The organism is Streptococcus sp. HMSC034E03, assembly GCF_001811505.1.
Lineage (GTDB): Bacteria > Bacillota > Bacilli > Lactobacillales > Streptococcaceae > Streptococcus.
The window spans coordinates 1-23,456 of sequence record NZ_KV805002.1 but is presented as its reverse complement, the minus strand read 5'-3'; the positions used below and the strand labels follow the sequence as shown (position 1 = coordinate 23,456).

The 23,456-nt window shown below is 41.5% G+C and carries 15 protein-coding genes and 2 pseudogenes; 16 read left to right on the top strand and 1 reads right to left on the bottom strand.

The genetic code is table 11. The features are described from left to right. The 5 genes from HMPREF2805_RS10200 to HMPREF2805_RS10180 form a co-directional block, all read left to right on the top strand. On the top strand, positions 1–3,621 hold a 3,621-nt coding region (locus tag HMPREF2805_RS10200; protein WP_075232418.1), incomplete at its 5' end, for an SIALI-17 repeat-containing surface protein. Between the two features lie 134 nt (positions 3,622–3,755). Further along, positions 3,756–5,477 (top strand): aminodeoxychorismate synthase component I, encoded by a 1,722-nt coding sequence (pabB, locus tag HMPREF2805_RS10195; RefSeq protein WP_075232417.1) that lies wholly within the window; start codon positions 3,756–3,758, stop codon positions 5,475–5,477. Then, positions 5,478–6,095 carry an alpha/beta fold hydrolase gene (locus HMPREF2805_RS10190; protein ID WP_075232416.1) on the top strand — a complete coding sequence of 206 codons (618 nt, stop codon included), beginning with the start codon at positions 5,478–5,480 and terminating at the stop codon, positions 6,093–6,095. A gap of 47 nt (positions 6,096–6,142) precedes the next feature. Then, positions 6,143–7,102, top strand: coding sequence for an ROK family glucokinase (locus tag HMPREF2805_RS10185; RefSeq protein WP_075232415.1), 960 nt, complete (start codon positions 6,143–6,145; stop codon positions 7,100–7,102). Between the two features lie 101 nt (positions 7,103–7,203). After that, positions 7,204–8,043 carry a thymidylate synthase gene (locus tag HMPREF2805_RS10180; protein WP_075232414.1) on the top strand — a complete coding sequence of 280 codons (840 nt, stop codon included), beginning with the start codon at positions 7,204–7,206 and terminating at the stop codon, positions 8,041–8,043. Between the two features lie 105 nt (positions 8,044–8,148). Here HMPREF2805_RS10180 and HMPREF2805_RS10175 read toward each other — a convergent pair whose 3' ends face one another. Further along, entirely contained in the window at positions 8,149–8,319 is a 171-nt protein-coding gene (locus HMPREF2805_RS10175) for a DUF3042 family protein (protein WP_060956055.1), read from the bottom strand. Positions 8,320–8,439: 120 nt separating this feature from the next. On the opposite strand from HMPREF2805_RS10175, the gene miaA reads away from it, so the two are divergent. The 11 genes and pseudogenes from miaA to bgaA all read left to right on the top strand — a co-directional run. Further along, entirely contained in the window at positions 8,440–9,324 is an 885-nt protein-coding gene (gene miaA, locus HMPREF2805_RS10170; protein ID WP_075227099.1) for a tRNA (adenosine(37)-N6)-dimethylallyltransferase MiaA, read from the top strand. Further along, entirely contained in the window at positions 9,317–10,555 is a 1,239-nt protein-coding gene (gene hflX, locus HMPREF2805_RS10165) for a GTPase HflX (protein ID WP_075232413.1), read from the top strand. The genes miaA and hflX overlap by 8 nt, the downstream gene beginning before the upstream one ends. Then, positions 10,548–11,171, top strand: coding sequence for a cystathionine beta-lyase (locus HMPREF2805_RS10160; protein WP_075232412.1), 624 nt, complete (start codon positions 10,548–10,550; stop codon positions 11,169–11,171). The genes hflX and HMPREF2805_RS10160 overlap by 8 nt, the downstream gene beginning before the upstream one ends. A 14-nt stretch (positions 11,172–11,185) precedes the next feature. After that, positions 11,186–12,115 carry a ribonuclease Z gene (rnz, locus tag HMPREF2805_RS10155; RefSeq protein WP_075232411.1) on the top strand — a complete coding sequence of 310 codons (930 nt, stop codon included), beginning with the start codon at positions 11,186–11,188 and terminating at the stop codon, positions 12,113–12,115. A 20-nt stretch (positions 12,116–12,135) separates the two neighbouring features. Further along, positions 12,136–12,891: an SDR family NAD(P)-dependent oxidoreductase gene (locus HMPREF2805_RS10150; protein WP_075232410.1), complete on the top strand. Its 756-nt coding sequence runs from the start codon at positions 12,136–12,138 to the stop codon at positions 12,889–12,891. Between the two features lie 397 nt (positions 12,892–13,288). Further along, positions 13,289–13,618 (top strand): hypothetical protein, encoded by a 330-nt coding sequence (locus HMPREF2805_RS10145; protein WP_004252308.1) that lies wholly within the window; start codon positions 13,289–13,291, stop codon positions 13,616–13,618. Positions 13,619–13,624: 6 nt separating this feature from the next. Beyond that, the gene (locus HMPREF2805_RS10140) at positions 13,625–13,819 is read left to right on the top strand and encodes a helix-turn-helix transcriptional regulator (protein WP_006150191.1); all 195 of its coding nucleotides are present in this window, start codon (positions 13,625–13,627) and stop codon (positions 13,817–13,819) included. 233 nt (positions 13,820–14,052) lie between these two features. After that, positions 14,053–15,801: a glycoside hydrolase family 13 protein gene (locus tag HMPREF2805_RS10135; RefSeq protein WP_075232409.1), complete on the top strand. Its 1,749-nt coding sequence runs from the start codon at positions 14,053–14,055 to the stop codon at positions 15,799–15,801. Between the two features lie 14 nt (positions 15,802–15,815). Then, positions 15,816–16,373 carry an SMI1/KNR4 family protein gene (locus tag HMPREF2805_RS10130; RefSeq protein ID WP_075232408.1) on the top strand — a complete coding sequence of 186 codons (558 nt, stop codon included), beginning with the start codon at positions 15,816–15,818 and terminating at the stop codon, positions 16,371–16,373. A 514-nt stretch (positions 16,374–16,887) separates the two neighbouring features. After that, a pseudogene (locus HMPREF2805_RS11695) lies at positions 16,888–17,056 on the top strand (YSIRK-type signal peptide-containing protein); the annotation flags it as partial. A gap of 182 nt (positions 17,057–17,238) precedes the next feature. Next, positions 17,239–23,456 (top strand): annotated as a pseudogene (gene bgaA / locus HMPREF2805_RS10125) (LPXTG-anchored adhesin/beta-galactosidase BgaA); the annotation flags it as partial.

The following is a 23,456-nucleotide window of genomic DNA, read 5'->3' as shown; positions in this document are numbered from 1 at the left end:
GGTGGTGCAGTTCCAGTTGATACTCTGAAACAGGAACATCCTGAGTTCACCGGTGGCGTATTCGGCGAATCCTTAGTCGAGCCAACAAAACCAACATTTGAAGGAGGCGTCAATGGTCAAGGTACAGTAGCTGAAAGCCTACCAGATTATGAAGGAGGCGCAGTCCCAGTTGATACTCTGAAACAGGAACTCCCTAGCTATAGTGGTGGTGTGAATGCCACTGAAGCGCTCGTTCAAGATGCAAAACCGACTCTACATGTTGAAGTCCGAAAAGAGTTGATTCCTAAACAAACTAGGGAAAAAATTGATCCAGACATGCTTCTTGGTGAAACAAGAATTGAGCAAGTCGGTCAAGATGGTGAGAAAGAGATTGTTACCAGCTATGAGGAAAAAGATGGGAAACGTATCTCAGAACTCAAAGAAACAACACGGATTTTAACAGAAGCTAAAGATCAGATTATCGTCCGTGGTAGTAAGAAAAATGTAGAGATAAAACCTGTACCAGTCCTTACTCTTTCTAATATTACTGGAAATTCGATGGGCCGTTCAGCTCGCTTAAGCTATAACTTGGACAAGGCAGATGGCGTTACCGTTTCAAAAATCAGTGCCACTATTAAAGCCAAGGGGCTAGAGGAACAGACTCTGGACTTCACGAGTGATCAGCTGGAAGCAACAGTTGATAATCTGAAACTTTATACGGATTACACCATATCTACAAGGATGGTCTTTAATCGTGGTAAGGGTGAGGAGAGCACTCTACTTGAGGACAAGAAGCTTCGTTTAGAGCTTAAAAAGCTAGAAATAAAAGATATCAAGGAAACAAGCCTTGTTAAGGTTGAAAATGGCAAAGAGTCTGAGATTCAACAACTAACAGAAGCACCAAGCGATTTAGCAAACTATTACCTCAAGATTAGTTCAGAGGACCACAAGACCAGCCGTTTAGCCATCAAGTCTATTCAAACTGAGAGAATAGATGGCAAAGAGTACTACAAGGTTACTGCTGAGGCAACTGACTTGATTCAGCGCAATGCTCAGAAAACCTTTGAAGCAGGATACAGCTACTACTTGGCTAAGTCAAGTGCTGATTCTCCGACTATTGCCGGTGTAAAAGAATACGCTTATAAGGATATTCAAGATTATGATAGTCGCCATGATCAAGCCTATCGTAACCTTGAAAAATTACAGCCTTTCTACAATAAAGAATGGATCGTTAATCAAGGGAATAAACTGGATCTTAAACACAATCTAGCCAAGAAAGAGATAGTCTCTGTTATTGCTATGAAGGGACAAGATTTTGTGACGGACCTGTCAGTGGCAGATCATATCATGGTTCATTATGCAGACAAGACCAAGGATGTATTTGCAATTACCTCACAAAATTCTGGCTTGACTGCCATCAAGGAATACAAGATTGCCGACTTGGATCTGCTTTATACTCCAGATATGCTGGTTAAGGACCGTTCAGCCCTAGCCAAGGAGCTAATATCTATCCTGAAAACGGTGGACTTACAGTCGGATGGAGTTTATCGAATCCTAGATGATCAAACCACTAGCCTTGATAAGAAGGTTGAGGAAGTGAAGAACTGGTATCTAGAAGAAAGCTTTGCAGAAGTCAAAGCGCAGCTGGGAACCCTAGTTGATAAGTTGCTTACCAATCTAGACTATCAGTGGAATGATTCACCTGCTAGAACTGCTGCCTTGAAGAAAAAAGTTCAGGACAATCAATCAGCTATCATGCTGGGACTTGCTTATCTTAATCGCTATTACGGTATCCGATTTGCGGATTACAATCTGAAAGAACTCATGCTCTTTAAACCAGATTTTTATGGGCAAAATGTGGATATCTTGGATCGATTGATTGAACTTGGTTCAAGAGAGAACAACCTAAAAGGCGACCAGACTCATGAAACCTTTGCTAGAGTTCTAGCTAAGGATACAAAATCTGAAGATTTACATGCCTTCTTAGACTACAACAGACAGTTATTGACGACTGACAAGGATATGAATGACTGGTTTGTGAATGCCACCAAGGGCCATGTCTACATAGCAGAGCGAGCTTCGAAGAATCAAGAAATTGCAAATCGGAAGCATCGGGCTTATGACAATCTGAATAACTGGTTGCATCGCAATATGATTCTGCCTTTGTTGAATGTCAAGAAGGCACAGATGTTCCTGATTTCCAACTACAATACCATTACTTTTGGATCAGCAGATAAATCTGGCAAAACAATAGACCAGATGAAAGCTGACATTGATTTAGTAGCGGACCGCCAGTTGACTTACTTGGACTTCTGGTATCGACTTGCTACTGATGAAGTTAAAGACCGTATGGTTAAGAGTGACTTTAATGTAGCTACACCAGTTTGGGAAGGCTATCGCGTTGATGGACGTGGCTGGGTAGAGCGTTATGGACATACCAGTGGTATGGAAGACTACGCGCCAATTCGTGAGGTATTTGGACCAGCGGGTCGCTACTATAAAGACAATAAGCTAGGAGCCTATGCCTCTATCTATCCTAAAATTAATGCCAGAGATGCTGTTCACTTTGTAGAAATCGATATGATGAGTGAGTATGGTTTGTCTGTCTATACTCATGAGACAACTCACGTCAACGATCGCATTGTCTATCTGGGTGGCTACAAACATCGTGAAGGAACCTATGTAGAAGCCTATGCTCAAGGTATGCTCCAGTCGCCAGCTGAGGAAGGGCATCAAGGTGAGTATGGTGCTCTTGGTCTTAATATGGCTTACATGCGACCAAATGATGGGGATCAGTGGTACAATCCAGATCCAACCAAGTTGCAAACACGCCAGCAGATTGACCACTACATGAAAGGTTATAATGAGACCTTGATGCTTCTAGATTATCTGGAAGGGGACCGCGTTCTTGCTAAGAATGATCTGGCTTTGAAGAAGGCTTGGTTCAGCAAGATGACCAAGCAAATGCGTCATCAGGACCAAGATAATAAACTCCTTGCTCCAAACCAGTGGGACTATGTCCGTCCATTGACAGATGAGGAAGCCAAGACTCAGCTAAATTCTGTGGATGACTTAATCAAACATAACATCATCACCAATAGGCATTACCAAGGAACTTACCGACCAGAAGAACTCAAGACAGCTTATGTCAATGTCAAGATGGTGGATGCTATTTATGGTGGAAATACAAGTCAGGGAGCTCCAGGAGCCCTATCCTTCAAGCATAATGCCTTCCGTATGTGGGGTTATTATGGCTACGAAAATGGTTTCCTAGGCTATGCTTCTAATAAATACAAGGATGAGGCGTTAAGCGAGGGACGTGACACCCTTGGAGATGATTTCATCATCCAGAAGGTTTCGAAGGGCAAGTTCCAGAACTTGGAAGAATGGAAGAAGGCCTGGTTTGACGCTATTATTGCCAAGGCAAAACGAGGAATTCATAGTTTTGAAATTGATGGCCAGCAAATTGATTCTTACGAGAAATTGCAAGATTTGTTTGACCAAGCAGTAGAAACGGATTACCGAAACTTTAAGTATGGAGGCTCAGTTGCAAACTATACAGTAGCTCTGAAGAAAAAAGTCTTCCAAAAACTATTACAGGTTACAGATGCCTTTTCATCTGAACTCTTTCCTAAAGGATAGATAAAAAGTCGGTGTGATAAAAGAGAATGCTATGTTCAGATTTTCTTAGAAAGTGACATCTACTTTATCATTCTCAAAGAATAAAATTGCCAGATCTCCTGTTTGGGGTCTGGCTTTTATGGTATACTTAGGATATGCATAGAAAAACAGTGATTGATTTTAGGGCTTTGGGCGAGCGGTACACCTTTACCCAGCCTATCAAAGAGTTAAGAACCAGAGATTTAGCAGAAGTGGCAGACTTATTAGCTCAAGTGGAAAACTACCAAGAGCAAGGCTTTTATGTAGCAGGTTATGTCAGTTATGAGGCTGCACCTGCTTTTGAGGAAAAACTAGCAGTTCACAAGGTTCCTCTACTGGGCGAGTATTTGCTTTACTTTACTGTTCATGACAAAGTTGAAACATCCAGCATTCCTCTGACTTATGAGGAGGTGGATTTGCCATCAAACTGGCAGGAAGTAACTTCTGCAGAGGACTATGAAAAGGCGATTGCCCAGATTCACCATCATTTACGGCAGGGAGATACCTATCAGGTCAACTACACCGTTCAACTCAAGCAGGAGTTGACTTCTAACCCTTTTGCTATCTACAATCGCATGGTGGTAGAGCAGGAGGCAGGTTACAATGCCTATGTTGAACATGACGACATGGCAGTGATTTCCATGAGTCCAGAACTCTTTTTTGAACAAAATGATCGTGAACTGACAACTCGTCCTATGAAGGGGACGACTAAACGTGGTCTGACTGATGCTGAAGATTTGAAAGAAGCAGCTTGGTTGGAGCAGGATCCCAAAAATCGCTCTGAAAATATGATGATAGTGGACCTCTTGCGCAATGACATGAACCGTATTTCTGAAGTGGGCAGTGAGCATGTAGAGCGTCTGTGTCAAGTGGAGCAGTATTCGACTGTTTGGCAGATGACTTCAACCATCAAGAGTCAGTTACGACCGGATGTTGACCTAGTTGAAATTTTTCGATCGCTCTTTCCATGTGGCTCCATCACAGGAGCTCCCAAGATAGCGACTATGGAAATTATCAAGAACCTCGAGCCCCAACCAAGAGGAGTTTACTGTGGAACTGTTGGACTCTTACTTCCCAATGGTAGACGGATTTTCAACGTAGCTATTCGAACCATTCAACTGCATCGAGAGCAAGCCATCTATGGAGTCGGTGGAGGCATCACTTGGGATAGTACTTGGGAGTCAGAATACCGTGAAGTCCAGCAAAAGGCTGCTGTTCTTTATCGCAAACAGCCTCGCTTTAAGCTGATTACGACAGGAAAAATCAGCCAGAAAACTTTGCTCTTTAAAAATCAACATCTAGAAAGATTGCAAAAGGCTAGTCGTTACTTTGCCTTTCCATTTGATGAAGATAGTTTGAGACAAAGGATAGATGAAGAGTGTCGAGCTTGTGATCTCCACCAAGACTATCGTTTGCGAATCAGTCTCAATAAGTCTGGAGAAATAGAAATTGATCGACAAGTATTGACACCACTTAGTTCTGGCTTCTGTCAGGCTAAACTTTGTCTGCAAGAAGCTGATTTGGACCAGGCCTTTACCTACTTTAAGACGACACACCGACCACATTTGACAGTGGGAGAGCAGGAAATCATCTATCACACTGCTGATGGAAAATTGCTTGAAACCTCTATTGGCAATCTGGTCTTAAAAATTAATGGCAAGCTCTATACACCACCTAGCACTCTTGGTCTTTTACCAGGGATTTATCGTCAACATTTGCTTGAAAATGGGCAAGTAGAAGAGAAAATTCTGACTTTAGCAGATTTGAATCAAGCAGAAGCTATCTATGGCTGTAATGCCGTCAGAGGCTTGTATGAATTGTCAGTAAAGGAGAACTAATTGAAACTCATATTTTTACACGGTTTGGGACAGTCAGCAGATAGTTGGAAAGAAGTTCAGGATTTGCTGGCAGATTATCCCTCTGAAGCCCTGGACTTATTTCCTTCAGGAGTTGGGACCTACCAAGAAGCCAAGGAATGCATTTATCAGCACTTATCAAAGGAAACAGAACCTTTTGTCTTAGTTGGCTTATCTTTAGGGGCTGCACTTGCATTGGAGCTTTCAAGTTTTGAGATACCAAATCTTCAGGCCTTGGTTTTGTCAGGATGTCCACTGAAATTAGCAGGTAACATTCCTTTTTACATTCAGTTGCTGATATTCAAATTGCTTCCTAAGAGGATATATGAGAAGCAGGGGGCAGATAAGGCTCTTATGGTTGGAGTTTCCGAAGAATTAAAAACACTTGATTTAAGAGAGAATGCAAAGAATTGTCCCTATCCAAGCTTGTTAATTTGTGGTAGTCAGGATAAGCCTAATCTCAGTTCAATGAAAGCTATTCAAGAACTGATGACGAATTCGCAGTTTGAGATTATCCCTAATGGCCCTCATGTCTTGAATAAGGCAAAACCAAAAGAGTTTGTAGAAATAACCAGAAGTTTTCTTGAATTGCTGAAATAAGTTTGATAAAATAATAATGAAAGTGATAAATCATAAAGGAGATAAAAATGAGTCAAAAGATTATTGGGATTGACCTTGGTGGAACTTCTATCAAGTTCGCTATTTTAACGCAAGAAGGAGAAATCCAAGAAAAATGGTCTATCAAGACTAACATTTTGGATGAAGGAAGCCATATCGTAGACGATATGATTGAAACTATTCAACATCGTTTGGGCTTGCTTGGATTGTCTGCTGAAGATTTTCGTGGAATTGGTATGGGGTCACCTGGTGTGGTTGACCGTGAAAAAGGGACTGTTATCGGTGCCTACAATTTGAACTGGAAAACTCTTCAACCAATCAAAGAAAAAATGGAAAAAGCCTTGGGTATTCCATTCTTCATTGACAATGACGCTAACGTGGCAGCTCTTGGTGAGCGCTGGATGGGTGCTGGTGAAAACCAACCAGACGTTGTCTTTATGACACTTGGTACAGGTGTTGGTGGCGGTATCGTGGCAGAAGGAAAATTACTTCACGGTGTTGCAGGTGCTGCAGGTGAACTTGGACATATCACAGTTGACTTTGACCAACCAATCGCATGTACGTGTGGTAAAAAAGGCTGTCTTGAGACAGTAGCTTCAGCAACAGGTATTGTCAACTTGACTCGTCGTTACGCAGATGAGTATGAAGGTGATGCAGCCTTAAAACGCTTGATTGATGACGGAGAAGAAGTAACAGCTAAAACTGTCTTTGATTTGGCAAAAGAAGGAGACGACCTTGCCTTGATCGTTTACCGTAACTTCTCACGTTACTTGGGTATTGCATGTGCCAACATCGGTTCTATCCTAAATCCATCAACGATTGTTATCGGTGGTGGGGTATCAGCTGCTGGAGATTTCCTTCTCCAAGGTGTACAAAAGGTTTATGACGAAAATACCTTCCCACAAGTACGCACAACAACTAAGCTAGCTCTTGCAACTCTAGGAAATGACGCTGGAGTTATCGGAGCAGCATCACTTGTCTTGCAATAAATAAACATAAAAAGGAGAAAATTGCTTTCTGTAAGCGAGTGATTTTCCTCCTTTCTTTTTTTATGCTATACTAGTTAAGACAATAATTGAGGTGAGAGTAAATGACAAAAGCAGACACGATTTTTAAAGAAAATATCGAGCGAATCCTTAAGGAAGGAGTCTTTTCAGAACAAGCTCGTCCCAAGTACAAGGATGGGACTGTTGCTAACTCCAAGTACATCACAGGGGCCTTTGCAGAGTATGATTTGTTTAAGGGGGAATTCCCCATTACAACCCTACGTCCAATTGCTATCAAATCAGCTATAAAAGAAGTGCTTTGGATCTACCAAGACCAGTCCAATAGCCTAGAAGTTCTCAATGGCAAGTACAATGTTCACTACTGGAATGACTGGGAAGTTGGAGATACAGGGACTATTGGGGAACGTTATGGGGCTGTTGTTAAGAAGCATGACATCATTAACAAGATTCTCAAACAGTTAGAAGCCAATCCTTGGAACCGTCGTAATATCATCTCACTTTGGGATTATCAAGCTTTTGAGGAAACAGATGGCCTTCTACCATGCGCCTTTCAGACCATGTTTGATGTCCGTCGAGTAGATGGAGACATCTATCTGGATGCCACCTTGACCCAGCGTTCTAATGATATGCTAGTAGCTCACCACATCAATGCCATGCAGTATGTGGCGCTTCAGATGATGATTGCCAAACATTTTGGATGGAAAGTTGGAAAATTCTTCTACTTTATCAATAACCTTCACATTTATGACAATCAATTTGAACAAGCTCAGGAATTGCTTCGTCGTGAGCCTTCAAATTGCCAACCACGTTTGGTCTTGAATGTACCAGACAAGACCAACTTCTTTGATATTAAAGCAGAGGATTTTGAGCTGGTTGATTATGATCCAGTCAAGCCACAGTTGAAGTTTGACTTGGCAATTTAATACTCTCTGAAAATCAGGCTAGATTCCTAGTTTCCTATTTGGTTATTATTGAGTATAAATATAGAAAAAAAGAAGTTGAGAAAAAATCCCAACTTCTTTTGTTTATTAACGTGATACGCGACGGCGAGCTGCCTTCTTACGATTTTCTTCGATGAAAGCTGCTTTTTGTTCTTCTGGTTCGATCACTTTCTTTTTAACTGCGTATACTGCACCTGCAACTGCAGCAACAGTTCCTGCGACACCTGTTACAAGACCTTTAGCGAATCCTTTAGCCATGAGTATTCCTCCTTTAACTTATAAATCAGCCAGCTACCTCAAGAGGTCGCATTTTTCTGACTGACCTTTTTGTGATATAATAATAGTATCGAAAAAATGGGAATTTTTCAAGGAAAAAAGATGAAAACAAAAATAATTGTGATTGTTGGACCGACTGCAGTTGGAAAGACAGCTCTAGCCATTGAAGTTGCTAAGCATTTTAATGGCGAAGTAGTTAGTGGAGATAGCCAACAAGTCTATCGAGGACTAGATATTGGGACAGCCAAGGCTAGTCCAGAGGAGCAGGCAAGTGTTCCTCATCACTTGATTGATGTGAGAGAGGTAACCGAGTCTTACTCGGCTTTTGATTTTGTTTCAGAAGCTAAAGCAGCTATTGAGGATATTCAAAGTCGAGGTAAGCTCGCTATTATTGCTGGTGGGACAGGACTTTATATCCAGAGTCTGCTAGAAGGATATCATTTAGGTGGGGCGACACCTCATGAGGAGATTTTAGCTTATCGTGCTAGTCTAGATCCTTTTTCGGATGAGGAGTTAGCCCATCTGGTAGATCAAGCAGGCCTTGAAATTCCCCAGTTTAATCGTCGTCGTGCCATGCGTGCCTTGGAAATTGCCCATTTTGGTCAAGACTTGGAAAATCAAGAGATCTTGTATGAACCGCTGATTATCTGCTTGGACGATGAACGTAGTCAGCTTTATGAGCGTATCAATCACAGAGTGGAGCTGATGTTTGAAGCTGGGCTTCTAGACGAAGCCAAGTGGTTGTTTGACCATTATCCAGATGTGCAGGCTGCTAAAGGAATTGGTTACAAGGAACTCTTTCCTTATTTTCGAGGAGAGCAGTCCTTGGAAGAAGCACGTGACAGTCTCAAACAGGCGACACGCCGTTTTGCCAAGCGTCAACTAACCTGGTTCCGTAATCGCATGCAGGTGACCTTTTATCAGATAGGAGAATCTGGTGTAAAAGACCGTATTTTAAACCAGATTGAGGAGTTTTTAAATGATTGAAACTGAGAAAAAAGAGGAGCGGGTCCTGCTGATTGGAGTTGAACTCCAGGGCATGGATAATTTTGACCTCTCCATGGAAGAGCTGGCTAGTCTGGCTAAGACGGCTGGTGCAGTTGTAGTCGATAGTTACAGACAAAAACGTGAAAAATACGACTCTAAGACCTTTGTCGGATCTGGTAAGTTGGAAGAAATTGCTCAAATGGTGGATGCAGAAGAAATCACAACTGTCATTGTCAACAACCGTCTGACACCTCGACAAAATGTCAATTTAGAGGAAGTCTTGGGTGTTAAAGTCATTGACCGTATGCAGTTGATTTTAGATATCTTTGCCATGAGAGCTCGAAGCCATGAAGGGAAGCTCCAAGTTCATCTAGCCCAACTCAAGTACCTCTTGCCTCGTTTGGTGGGTCAGGGGATTATGCTTAGCCGTCAGGCAGGGGGAATTGGTTCTCGTGGTCCAGGTGAAAGTCAGCTGGAGCTTAATCGTCGTAGTGTTCGCAACCAGATCACAGATATCGAGCGTCAACTCAAGGTCGTTGAGAAAAATCGAGCGACAGTTCGAGAAAAACGTTTGGAGTCAAGTACCTTTAAGATTGGTTTGATTGGCTACACCAATGCTGGTAAGTCAACTATTATGAATACTCTGACTAGCAAGACCCAGTATGAGGCAGATGAGCTTTTTGCGACTCTGGATGCGACAACTAAAAGCATCCATCTTGGTGGCAATCTACAGGTGACTTTAACGGACACCGTTGGGTTTATTCAAGATTTGCCGACAGAGTTGGTGTCTAGTTTCAAGTCGACCTTGGAAGAAAGCAAGCATGTAGATCTTCTGGTTCATGTTATCGATGCCAGCAATCCTTATCATGAGGAACATGAAAAAACAGTTCTTTCCATCATGAAAGACTTGGACATGGAGGATATTCCTCGCTTGACCCTTTATAATAAAGCGGATTTGGTGGAAGATTTCACGCCTACTCAAACGCCTTATGCATTGATTTCTGCCAAGTCTAAAGATAGTCGAGAACAGTTGCAAGCTTTATTGCTAGATAAGATCAAGGAAATTTTTGAACCCTTTACTTTGCGCGTGCCTTTTTCTAAGTCCTACAAGATTCATGATTTAGAAAGTGTTGCGATTCTTGAAGAGCATGACTACCAAGATGATGGCGAGGTCATCACAGGCTACATTGCTGAGAAAAACAAATGGAGATTAGAAGAATTTTATGACTGACATCAAATCATTGGCTCTCAAATATGGCGGCTATACAAGTCTAGACAAGGTCTATCTGGATCAGCTTTTAGCTGGTAGGTCTGACCAAGAGCAGTTAGCCCTCATCACCCCTCCCCCCAGCGTAGTTAATGCCTACTTTGCAGAACTTTACCAGAAAAAAAGTCCTCAAGCTGCGACAGATTATTTTGCGGAAGTCAGCCAGGAACTGAACCTCTACAATGCTGAGCCAAGTTTCACGGAAGAAAGCAAGCCCTTTATTCGTCTGAATCTATCAGGCAAATCTTTTGGTTTTTGCTATGAGAGAGAAGGCCTTGGTCGCATTTTCTCTGAATATGAGGAAGCAATCACAGCTGACTTACTTTTTGAAATTGCGCAAATTTTCCCCCATCAGCTAGTCTTTGAGGAGTCTGGAAAAATTTACATGAAGGTTGTCGGGGATGAGGAAATAGTTAGTGTAGAAAGCTTAACAGCTTTAACTGACTTGGAAAGCTTGGCAGATGGTCGCAAGCGTCTCAAAGGTTATAGTCAAGAAGATTTATTACAAGAAGCTAAAGCCTTTACTGGTAAGCTTTATTATCGCTCAGAAAACCGCACCGCTATGTTATATTTTAATTAATTAGAAAGTATCGAATGGATATTCAATTTTTAGGAACAGGGGCTGGTCAGCCCTCTAAAGCCCGCAACGTTTCAAGTCTCGCCCTGAAACTCTTGGACGAGATTAACGAAGTCTGGCTCTTTGACTGTGGCGAAGGAACGCAAAATCGCATTCTGGAAACCACGATTCGACCACGAAAAATCAGCAAAATCTTTATCACACACTTGCACGGAGACCATATCTTTGGCTTGCCAGGTTTCCTCTCCAGTCGTGCTTTTCAAGCAAATGAAGAGCAGACAGATTTGGAAATCTATGGACCTCAAGGTATCAAGTCTTTTGTTTTGACTAGTCTACGTGTGTCTGGATCACGTTTGCCCTACAAGATTCATTTCCATGAGTTTGACCAAGATTCTCTTGGGAAAATCCTTGAAACGGATAAATTCGCTGTGTATGCAGAAGAGTTGGATCACACTATTTTCTGTGTCGGCTATCGTGTCATGCAAAAGGACTTAGAAGGTACCTTGGATGCTGAGAAACTAAAGGCTGCTGGTGTCCCATTCGGCCCGCTCTTTGGAAAAATTAAAAACGGTCAGGATGTCGTCTTAGAAGACGGCACCGAGATCAAGGCAGCAGATTATATTTCAGCACCGCGACCTGGTAAGATTATTACCATTTTGGGAGATACTCGAAAAACAGATGCCAGTGTGCGTCTTGGTGTCAATGCAGATGTTCTTGTCCATGAGTCGACTTATGGCAAGGGAGACGAAAAGATTGCCCGCAACCACGGTCACTCAACCAATATGCAAGCTGCTCAGGTAGCGGCAAAAGCAGGAGCCAAACGACTCTTGCTCAACCATATCAGTGCACGCTTTCTTTCAAAAGATATCAGCCAGCTAAAGAAAGATGCGGCAACAATTTTTGAAAATGTCCATGTGGTTAAAGACCTAGAAGAAGTGGAAATCTAGGATCTCGAGAAAGGATAAATATGTCTACGATTCTCATTACGGGTGCTAGTGGTGGTCTAGCTCAAGAAATGGTCAAACTCTTGCCCAATGATCAATTGATTTTGCTGGGTAGAAATAGAGAAAAATTAGCTCAACTATACGGAAATCATCCACAGGCTGAATTGGTTGAGATTGATATTACCGATGCTCAAGCCCTAGAATGCCTAGTAGCTGAACTCTACCAGCGCTATGGAAAGATTGATGTTTTGATTAATAACGCTGGCTACGGGATCTTTGAAGATTTTGACAAGATTTCTGATCAAGATATTCATCAGATGTTTGAAGTTAACACCTTTGCTTTAATGAATCTGTCTCGTTTGGTTGCAGCTCGTATGAAGGAGATCCGAAAAGGCCATATCATCAATATCGTTAGTATGGCTGGTTTGATAGCGACTGGCAAGTCCAGTCTTTACTCAGCGACTAAGTTTGCGGCTATTGGTTTTTCAAATGCTTTACGTCTCGAACTTATGTCCTATGGAGTCTATGTGACAACGGTCAATCCAGGTCCGATTCGTACAGGATTTTTTGACCAGGCTGATCCGGATGGAACCTACCTTAAGTCAGTTGACCGTTTCCTACTCGAGCCAGATGCAGTAGCTAGAAAGATTGTCAAAACCATAGGAAAAAACAAACGGGAACTCAATCTTCCAATCTTGCTCAATCTAGCCCATAAGTTTTACACCCTCTTTCCCAAGCTAGCCGATAAGTTGGCTGGAGAAACCTTTAATTATAAGTGAGAAAGCTGTTCCCTTGAGGAATGGCTTTTTATTTTTTTCGGTTGCTAATTTGTAGAAAAATACCACATGATAAACAGGCAGTTTATAACGATTAAGCTCATTTAAGGTATAAATAGAGATAAGAAAGCAGAAAAGAGAGGATAAACTTCGAGTCTAACATAACTGAAAGTATATCTATAGCCGAAGCTTATGAAGTCAAGATAAAATAGGATTAAAAGAACTTGCCCTTTGTCAGATTGATTAGACTGTAAATTGGAGTTAGGAATATTCTTAGAATAGATGAAGAAAATAAAAAAAGTAAAAATGTTAAAACATCTTGACATTTTATCGATTTAGAGTATAATAAGAAATGTAAAGAGCTCTTGACATTATTACAAAAATTTGGAGGAACAAAGCCATGAAAAAGATGGATGAAATGGACAGAGATATTCAGTTGCGTTCTGAGGAGTGGGGCTATAAAACAGCGCTTTTGGGTTTATGTGCATGGACAGGATTTAATATCTATCAAGCACTTGTTGTTGGTGGCAAACTTGAAATGCTTCCTTGCTTAATTTTGATCTTATCTGTAAGTGTGCAAGGATTTGCTCAAACCGCAATAAAACGCAATATGATTGCTGGTGATGAAGAGTATAAAGAACCAAATAAACTTGTTCAAGGAGTCATTCTAGCAGTTGTCACTGTTATCGTAGTATTGGCTGTTGGCGTTTATTTTTTTCAGAAAGACTAATGCTGTATGAAAAATAACATCAAACAGTTAAGAAAGTCTGAGGGACTACGTCAGGAAGATATGGCAAGAATATTAGGCGTTAGTCGACAAACCATAATTGCTATAGAGAATGACAAGTACAATCCTACACTTGAACTAGCAATGAAAATTGCAAGGTTGCTACGACTACATGTTGAAGAAATTTTCATTTTAGAAGATTAAAGATATCAGATAGCTTTTATTTTAATCATCTGATTCGTAATGATGAGAGAGTTTTCCAGTTCATGGAAACTCTCTTTTTAAAGCTCAAAAAGAGTCTACTCAATTTTACCCTTGTCCCTCTTATATATCTATCGTAAAACTGGTATAAAATTTGCAAATAAACAGCTAAAATAGTATACTAGTTCTATTGTTCATGAAAACGTTTGCGTTTTATTAATTTTAGGAGACAAATGATGGAATTAACAGCTATTTATCATAGACCAGAATCAGAATATGCTTATCTCTACAAAGAAGGTCAGCTACATATCCGAATTAGAACGAAGAAAAATGATGTCCAGAAGGTTATCTTACACTATGGGGATCCCTTTATTTTCATTGAGGATAAGTATGAAGCTAAGAAAGAAATGACCAAAGTAACCTCAGATGCCCTATTTGACTATTGGCAGGTTTCGGTATCTGTTGATTTTGCACGGATTCAGTATCTCTTTGAGCTCCTTGATGAGGAAGGTCAGGGTATTTTTTACGGTGATAAGGGTTGCGTAGAACATACTCAAGAAAACTTGGATGCTGATGGAAACGGCTTTAAGCTTCCTTATATTCACGAAATCGATGGATGTCAGGTTCCTGACTGGGTTTCAAATACCGTTTGGTATCAGATTTTCCCAGAACGATTTGCTAATGGAAATCCTAATCTGACTCCAGATGGAGCTCGAGAGTGGGATGCTGCCATTGCACCTAATAGGGATGATTTTTTTGGTGGAGATTTACAAGGAATTATCGACCATTTAGACTATCTTAATGATTTGGGAATCACTGGGCTTTACCTATGTCCGATTTTTGAAGCAACGACCAATCATAAGTATGATACGACGGATTATTTTGAAATCGACCGTCACTTTGGAGACAAGGAAGTCTTTCGTAATCTAGTCGAGGAAGCCCACAAACGTGGTATCAAGATTATGCTAGATGCAGTATTTAATCATATTGGCAACCAGTCAGTCCAATGGCAGGATGTTCTAAAAAATGGAGAAAACTCAGTTTATAAAGATTGGTTCCATATCCAAGAATTCCCAATTACAGAGGATAAACTTCAGAATCCAAGACAACTCCCTTATCATACTTTTGCCTTTGCTAGCTATATGCCTAAGTTAAATACGGCAAATCCTGAAGTTAAAAAATTTCTTTTAAGTGTTGCAACTTACTGGATTGAAAATTTTGATATTGATGCTTGGCGTTTGGACGTTGCCAATGAAATTGACCATCAGTTCTGGAAAGATTTTAGAAAGGCAGTTCTCGCTAAAAAGCCTGATTTGTATATCTTAGGTGAAATCTGGCATACTTCTCAGACTTGGCTACAAGGGGACGAGTTCCATGCTGTCATGAATTACCCGCTCTCTGAAAGTATCAAGGATTATTTCTTGCGTCAGCGTAAAAAGACAGAGCAATTTATTTCAGAAATCAATAGCCAGTCGATGTACTACAAGCAACAAATCTCAGAGGTGATGTTTAACCTTTTAGATTCTCATGATACAGAGCGTATCCTCACAACTGCCAAAGGAAATGTCCAGCATGTCAAAGCTGCTTTAACCTTCCTCTACCTTCAAAAAGGGACTCCTTGTATCTATTACGGAACAGAGCTTGCCCTAATAGGTGGACCAGACCCTGACTGCCGTCGTGTCATGCCTTGGGACCGTGTTTCTGAAGCCAATGACATGCTGAATTTTATGAAACAGTTGATTCAAGTCCGTAAGGAAGCGGCAAGTATGATTCAGCATGGTAATTATCGCTTGGAAGAATTGAAACCAGATGTTCTTGCCTTGAGCTGGAACTACCAAGAAAAAGAAGTTCAGGCAATCTTTAATCAGTCTTCTGAGAATTTTGTTTTAGAAAGAGACTCAGTTGACTTAGCGAGTCATTGCCAGTTTGAAGATGGTCAGCAAGTCATCTTGCCAGATGGATTTGTAGTTATTATTTCTGAGTAAAAAGGATTAAAATAATGGCACTCAAGGAAGTTTATGAGTATTTTCGTCACTATGATAAGGAAACTTATCAGGTTGTCGCTTGCATGGGCAATGAACCATCGGAAGAAGATGTTCAGGATTTTGAAAATCAATACGGCATTCGTCTGCCAGAAGATTTCAGGGAATTCACCATGTCATCTCTGGGAGGTCTCTTTATGGAAGTCAGAGAAGAGCTATGGCCAAGAGTCAAGGCTTACGATGTAGCACCATTTTGGACCTTCTGTCGAGGTATTAAGGTCTTGGGAATTGCAAATGGCATCCCAGACTTCTTAGACATTCGTCTTAAAACCAAGGAATTACACGCTCTGGGTTTTGTGGATTATATTCCATTTCTGTCTATCATTGGGGATGGAGATGTGATTTTTTGCTTTGATAAGGACAATCATATTGTAGCTCTAGATTGGTATAATAGTGGCGAATCGGAAGAGCTTGAATGTGATTTTTCAGGACTTTTACTCCATCAAATTGCCGAGCTAGAAGAGCGAAAAAATGAGATGGTCAAGCTGCTGGACAAGGGGAAATCTAGTCAATAATCTATAAGGAAATATCAGTTTGATAGTCCGTAAAAGAGGTTGGGACAAAAGATCCCGACCTCACTTTTTATTAGCAATCAAACTTTGACGCGGTAGCTGATTGAACTTTCTGTTCGTCTTTTATACTCTTCGAAAATCTCTTCAAACCACGTCAGCTTCGCCTTACCGTACTCAAGTACAACCTGCGGCTCTCTTCCTAGTTTGCTCTTTGATTTTCATTGAGTATTAGACTCCAAAAAGCTCCTAATCATCCTCGCGGGGCTGGGACTACGAAATCGAGACTTTGTCTATCGATTTCTGTCCCACCGCCTTTTTTAGTAAAATCATTCACTAAATGTACATTCAGTTTTGTATGATTTTCTACAAATTATAGAAAAAAGAATCAAAAGTATGATTTTTATACCGCTAGTATTGAAGTTTCTTATATTATTTTATAAAATAGAAGTTAAAGACTACTGTAAAAGTAGAGCGCTTACATAAAAATGGAAGCGGTTACCAATATAAGGAGGATCTTATGGGAAAAGATCATTGGAATCGAAAAAGAGTGTATAGTATCCGGAAATTTACGGTGGGTACTTGCTCAGTGCTCATCGGTACTTGCTCGGTATTATTTGGAGCAAGTGTAGCTGGTGCAAATCCGGTAGCTGCGGAAGAAACTCCGATTACAGTTGCTACAGAAAAAGTAGAGGACGAATCTAAAAAAGAGAACCTTGTTGAAACGGTAAATTCAGTTGCTGATGAAGCGGTTGCTCCAAGCCATGAAGCTGAAAAAGCACAGGACGATCAAACTCTACAATCAGACTCTGACAAAAAAGAGGATTCCATGCTAGATAAGAAACCTCAAGTAATTACTCAAGACCAATCTTCTCAAACGGAAAAACCGGACCTAAAACCGGCTACCAGTGAGGAGGTAAATCAGTTGGTTGAGGCTCGTAAAGTAGAATTTAACCAAAACTGGCATTTCAAACTCAATGCTAATGCCAAAGATGCTATCAAGCCAGATGCTGATGTATCAAGCTGGAAGAAACTAGACCTTCCTCATGATTGGAGTATCTATAACGACTTCGACCATCAGTCACCTGCCCAAAATGAAGGTGGACAACTCAATGGTGGGGATGCTTGGTATCGCAAGACCTTTAAACTAGATGAAAAAGACCTTAACAAGAATGTTCGTTTGGTCTTTGATGGAGTTTATATGGATTCGCAAGTCTATGTAAACGGTCAGCTAGTCGGTCACTATCCAAATGGTTACAACCAATTCTCTTATGACATCACTGACTATCTCAATAAAGACGGTCGTGAAAACGTCATTGCAGTTCATGCAATCAATAAACAACCAAGTAGCCGTTGGTACTCAGGAAGTGGTATCTACCGTGATGTTACTCTTCAAGTGACAGACAAATTGCATGTTGCCAAAAACGGTACAACCATCTTAACTCCAGAGCTTGAAAAACAACAGAATGGTAAGGTTGACACTCATGTAACAAGTAAGATCGTTAATACTGATGATAAAGATCATGAAATTGTCGCTGAATATCAAATTATCGAACGAAATGGTCAAGCGGTGACGGATGTGGTTCGTACAGACAGTCAAGTCTTGAAAGCTCATCAATCAACAAGCTTGAATGCGATTTTACAAGTTGAGAAACCAAAACTTTGGACAGTCCTTAACGACAAGCCTGCCCTTTATGAGTTGGTGACTCGTGTTTATCGTGATGGTCAATTGGTCGATGCTAAGAAAGACTTGTTTGGTTACCGTTACTATAACTGGACACCAAACGAAGGCTTCTCTCTTAACGGTGAAAAAATGAAATTCCATGGTGTTTCTCTTCACCATGACCACGGGGCTCTGGGAGCAGAAGAAAACTACAAAGCAGAATACCGTCGCCTGAAACAGATGAAGGATATGGGTGTGAACTCTATCCGTACAACCCACAACCCAGCTAGTGAGCAGACTCTAAAAATTGCGGCAGAGCTTGGTTTGTTGGTTCAAGAAGAAGCTTTTGATACTTGGTATGGTGGTAAGAAACAGTACGACTACGGCCGTTTCTTTGAAAAAGATGCCACTCACCCAGAAGCTAAAAAAGGTGAAAAATGGTCTGATTTTGACTTGCGTACCATGGTCGAAAGAGGCAAGAACAACCCAGCTATCTTCATGTGGTCTATCGGTAATGAAATCGGTGAAGCTTCAGGAGATCCACATTCTCTAGCGACTGTTAAGCGTTTGGTCAAGGTCATCAAGGACGTTGATAAGACTCGCTATGTCACTATGGGAGCAGATAAATTCCGTTTCGGTGATGGTAGTGGTGGTCATGAAAAAATCGCTGACGAACTGGATGCGGTTGGATTTAACTATTCAGAAGACAACTACAAGAAACTGCGTGCTAAACATCCAAACTGGTTGATTTACGGATCAGAAACTTCTTCTGCAACTCGTACACGTGGAAGCTATTTCCGTCCAGAAAGTGAACTAGTTCACAGTAACCAAGCTTACCGTCATTATGAGCAATCAGACTACGGTAATGACCGTGTTGGTTGGGGTAAAACAGCCACTGCATCTTGGACTTTTGACCGTGACAATGCAGGTTATGCAGGTCAGTTCATCTGGACAGGTACTGACTATATCGGTGAGCCTACTCCATGGCATAACCAAAACCAAACACCAGTTAAAAGTTCTTACTTTGGTATCGTAGATACAGCTGGTATTCCAAAACATGACTACTTCTTGTATCAAAGCCAATGGGTTTCTGCTCAGAAGAAACCAATGGTTCACCTGCTTCCTCACTGGAACTGGGAAGATCCTACTCTGAAAGCTAACGTAGCGGATGCAGATGGTAAGATTCCTGTTCGTGCTTACTCTAACGCTGCAAGTGTTGAGTTATTCTTGAATGGTGAATCTCTAGGCAAGAAGACCTTTAACAAAAAACAAACAAGTGATGGACGTACTTACCAAGAAGGTGCCAATGCCAAGGAACTTTATCTTGAGTGGAAGGTTGCTTTCGAAGCTGGAACTTTGGAAGCAGTGGCTCGTGATGAAGCAGGTAATGAAATTGCTCGTGATAAGATTACGACTGCTGGAGAGCCTGCAGGTGTTCGCTTAGTGAAAGAAGAACATGCTATTGCAGCAGACGGGAAAGACCTCACTTATATTTACTATGAAATCGTTGACCAGGCTGGTAATGTAGTTCCTACAGCTAACAACCTTGTGCGCTTCCAGTTGCATGGTCAAGGTCAAATTGTCGGTGTGGATAACGGTGAACAAGCTAGCCGTGAGCGTTACAAAGAACAAGCAGACGGTTCATGGATCCGTAAGGCCTTCAATGGTAAGGGTGTTGTCATTGTTAAATCAACTGAGCAAGCTGGTAAATTTACTTTGACTGCTCACTCTGATCTCTTGAAATCTGCTCAAACTACTATCTTCACAGGTAAGAAAGAGCAAGCTGAAAAAACAGTTTTGGGTACAGAAGTACCTAAAGTACGTACGGTTATCGGGCAAGCACCAAAAATGCCTAAGAAAGTGGCATTTATCTACAGTGACGGCAGTCGTGCAAAACTTCCAGTAGAGTGGTCAGCAGTTGATATCAACGAACCAGGAATTGTTACTGTTAAAGGTGTGGCAGAAGGACGTGAAGTAGAAGCGCGTGTTGAAGTCTTGGCACTCGAAGCAGAACTGCCTGTCGTTAAGAGAATCGCTCCAAATACAGACCTAAATTCAGTTGACAAATCTGTTTCCTACGTATTATCAGATGGTACTGTAGCAAGCTATGATGTTAATAAGTGGGAAATTGCAGCTGAAGACCAAGCTAAACTAGCAATCCCAGGCTCTCGCATCCAAGCTAAAGGTATTTTAGAAGATGAAGAAATCGCTGCGACCTTGGTAGTTGCAGAAGGGGAAGCTGCTAATCCAGTAGTTCCAAGTGTAACTGTGGCAGATCAAGCGGTTGAAGGTCTTTCAACTGACCAACCTGTAAAATATCACAAGCTTGCTTATGGAGCAGCCTTGCCAGAGGTCAAAGCTACGGCTGAAAATGCTCAAGTGACAGTTATTCAAGCTAATGAAGCAAATGGTATGCGTGCAAGCATCCATGTTCAACCAAACGATGGTGGCCCACTACAAACTTATGCTATCCAATTCCTACAAGAAGCTCCACAAATTGAACGTTTGAGCCTAGAAGTTGAAAATGCAGCTACTTTGAAAGAAGACCAAACTGTCGGTATCAAGGTCTTGGCTCACTATCAAGACGGTACACAAGCAGTCTTGAAAGCTGATAAGGTTACCTTCTCAACTACAGGTGAAGGAGATGTAGCCGTTCGTAAAGGTATGCTTGAATTGCACAAACCAGGTCAAGTAACTCTGAAAGCTCAATTTGAAGGAGCAGAAGGTCAGATTGACTTGAACATTCAAGCAAATACTGAAAGCAAAGTTGTCCAAGCCATCCGTCCAGTTAGTGTCGTGACAGGTTTGAATCAAGAACCAAGTCTCCCAGCTACAGTAACTGTAGAGTACGACAAAGGATTTCCGAAGGTTCACAAGGTGACTTGGCAAGCAGTTGCTAAGGAAGACCTTGCTAAATACCATAGCTTTGATGTTCTTGGTAAAGTAGAAGGGCTTGAAAAAGAAGCTCATGCTAAGGTATCTGTTGAAGGTATCATTGCTGTCGAAGAAGTGAGCGTAACAACTCCAGTTGCAGAAGCTCCTCAACTACCAGAGAGCGTTCGTACTTACCACTCAAATGGCCAAGTCTCTTCAGCTAAAGTAACTTGGGATGCAATTGAACCAAGCCAATACGCACAAGAAGGCAAGTTTACTGTGACAGGACATGTCGAAGGTACTCAACTACCAACCAAGCTTCATGTTCGTGTGTCTTCACAGACAGAAACTGGTGCTAATATTTCTGACCAGTGGACTGGTTCAGAATTGCCACTTGCCTTTGCATCAGACTCAAATCCAAGTGATTCAGTAGCAAATGTCAATGACAAACTAATTTCATATAACAATCAACCAGCAAACCGCTGGACAAACTGGAACCGTACAAGTGAAGCATCAGTGGGAATTCTCTTTGGTGACTCTGGTATCATGTCTAAACGTTCAGTTGATAACCTCAATGTCGCCTTCCACGAAGACCACGGTGTTGGTGCACCTAAATCCTATGTCATCGAATACTATGTCGGTTCAGCAACTCCAACAGTTCCTAAGAATCCAAGCTTCGTAGCACGCGAAGATCATGTCTTTAATGACGATAAAAACTGGAAAGAAGTAACAAATCTCAAGGCTCCAGATCAAGTAAGAGCTGGGGAAATGACCCACTTTAGCTTTGATAAAGTCAACACTTACGCAGTTCGTATCCGCATGGTTCGACCAGATGGTAAATGGGGAACTTCTATTACAGAAATGCAAATCTTCTCTAAACAAGTAGCTGCAGCTAAGAAAGCTCAAGCACAAATCCAAGTAGATGGAAAAGATTTGCCAAACTTTAACCCAGGCTTGACTGACTACTATCTTGAAGCAAGCCAAGGAAAAGCTCCAGCTGTTACAGCAAGTGTTACTGAAAATGGTATTGCAACAGTTGTACCAAGCGTAGGTGAAGGAGATCCAGTTCGTGTTGTTGTCAAGGCTGAAAACGGTGATATCCTGGGTGAATATCGTCTACACTTCACAAATGATAAAGATTTGCTCGCAAGTAAACCTGTTGCTGTTGCCAAATCCTCTCGCTTGGTTGCTAAAGGACAAACCCTTGAGCTACCAGCAAAAGTTCCTGTCTACTTCACAGGAAAATCTGACTATGAAGTGAAAGACTTGGCTGTTGATTGGGAAGCAGTCCCAGCAGAAAATCTAACAAAAGCAGGTGAATTTACAGTTCATGGTCGCGTTTTGGGTACTGATTTAACTGCTGAAGTGGCTGTACGTGTGACTGATAAACTCGGTGAAAACCTATCAGACAACCCAGACTTCGATGATGACAGCAACCGCTCATTTGCCTCAGCAACTAACGATATTGATCCAAACTCTCGTGACCGTGTGGACTATGTCAATGATGGTTCTGATGATGAAAGCCGTCGTTGGACCAACTGGTCTCCAACTCCATCTGAAAATCCAGAAGTTTCAGTAGGGGTTATCTTCAGAGAAAATGGTAAGATTGTTGAACGTACAGTAGCTGAAGGAAGCATTCGCTTCTTTGCAGATGGTGGAACAGATGCACCTTCTAAACTCGTTCTAGAACGCTATGTGGGACCAGAATTTGATTCACCAGAATATTACTCTAACTACCAACCATACGATCCAGAACATCCATTCAACACTCCTTCTAACTGGGAGAAAGTTGAATACCGTGCGGATCAAGAAGTTCAAGCAGGAACTGACATCCATGTAACCTTTGCACCAGTCAAAGCTAAAGCTATGAGATGGCGCATGGACAGAAAAGCAGACAAGAAGGGTGTGGCTATCACTGAAATGGCCTTTATCGCACCAAGTGAAGCACCAAAAGACAATACAGCTTCTAAACTTCTAGTAGATGGTAAAGAGCTTGCTGACTTCTCTGAAGCTCGTGTGGATTACCAAGTAACCTATAGTGGAAACCGTCCTAAAGTGACCGTTGAAGCTGGTGAAAACGTAGCGGCAACAGTTGTTGATAGTGGTGACGATAAACTTCCAGTCTTGGTACGTCTCGTTTCAGAAAGTGGTAAACACGTTAAGGAATACCGTATCCAATTGACCAAAGAAAAGGTTGAAACTGGAAAAGTTGCCCCAGCAGTTCAGGAAGAACTTCCTAGCCTTGAAGTGGTAGAAGAAGCAATCAGCTTTAAGTCTATTAAGCAAGATGATCCGAATCTTCCAGAAGGTGAAACTCGTGTGACTCAAGTAGGTCGTGAAGGTAAAGAACGCATCCTTACTGAAGTAGCAGTAGATGGAAGCCGTACTGAAAAACTTCGTGAAGTTGTTGAAGCAGCACAAGATGAGATTGTCTTAGTCGGAACTAAGAAAGAAGTATCAGGTAAAACTGATCCAGCTATCCACGAGGTTCCAGAATTCACAGGTGGTGTTAACGGAGCAGAAGCAGCTGTTCATGAAGTTCCAGAGTACAC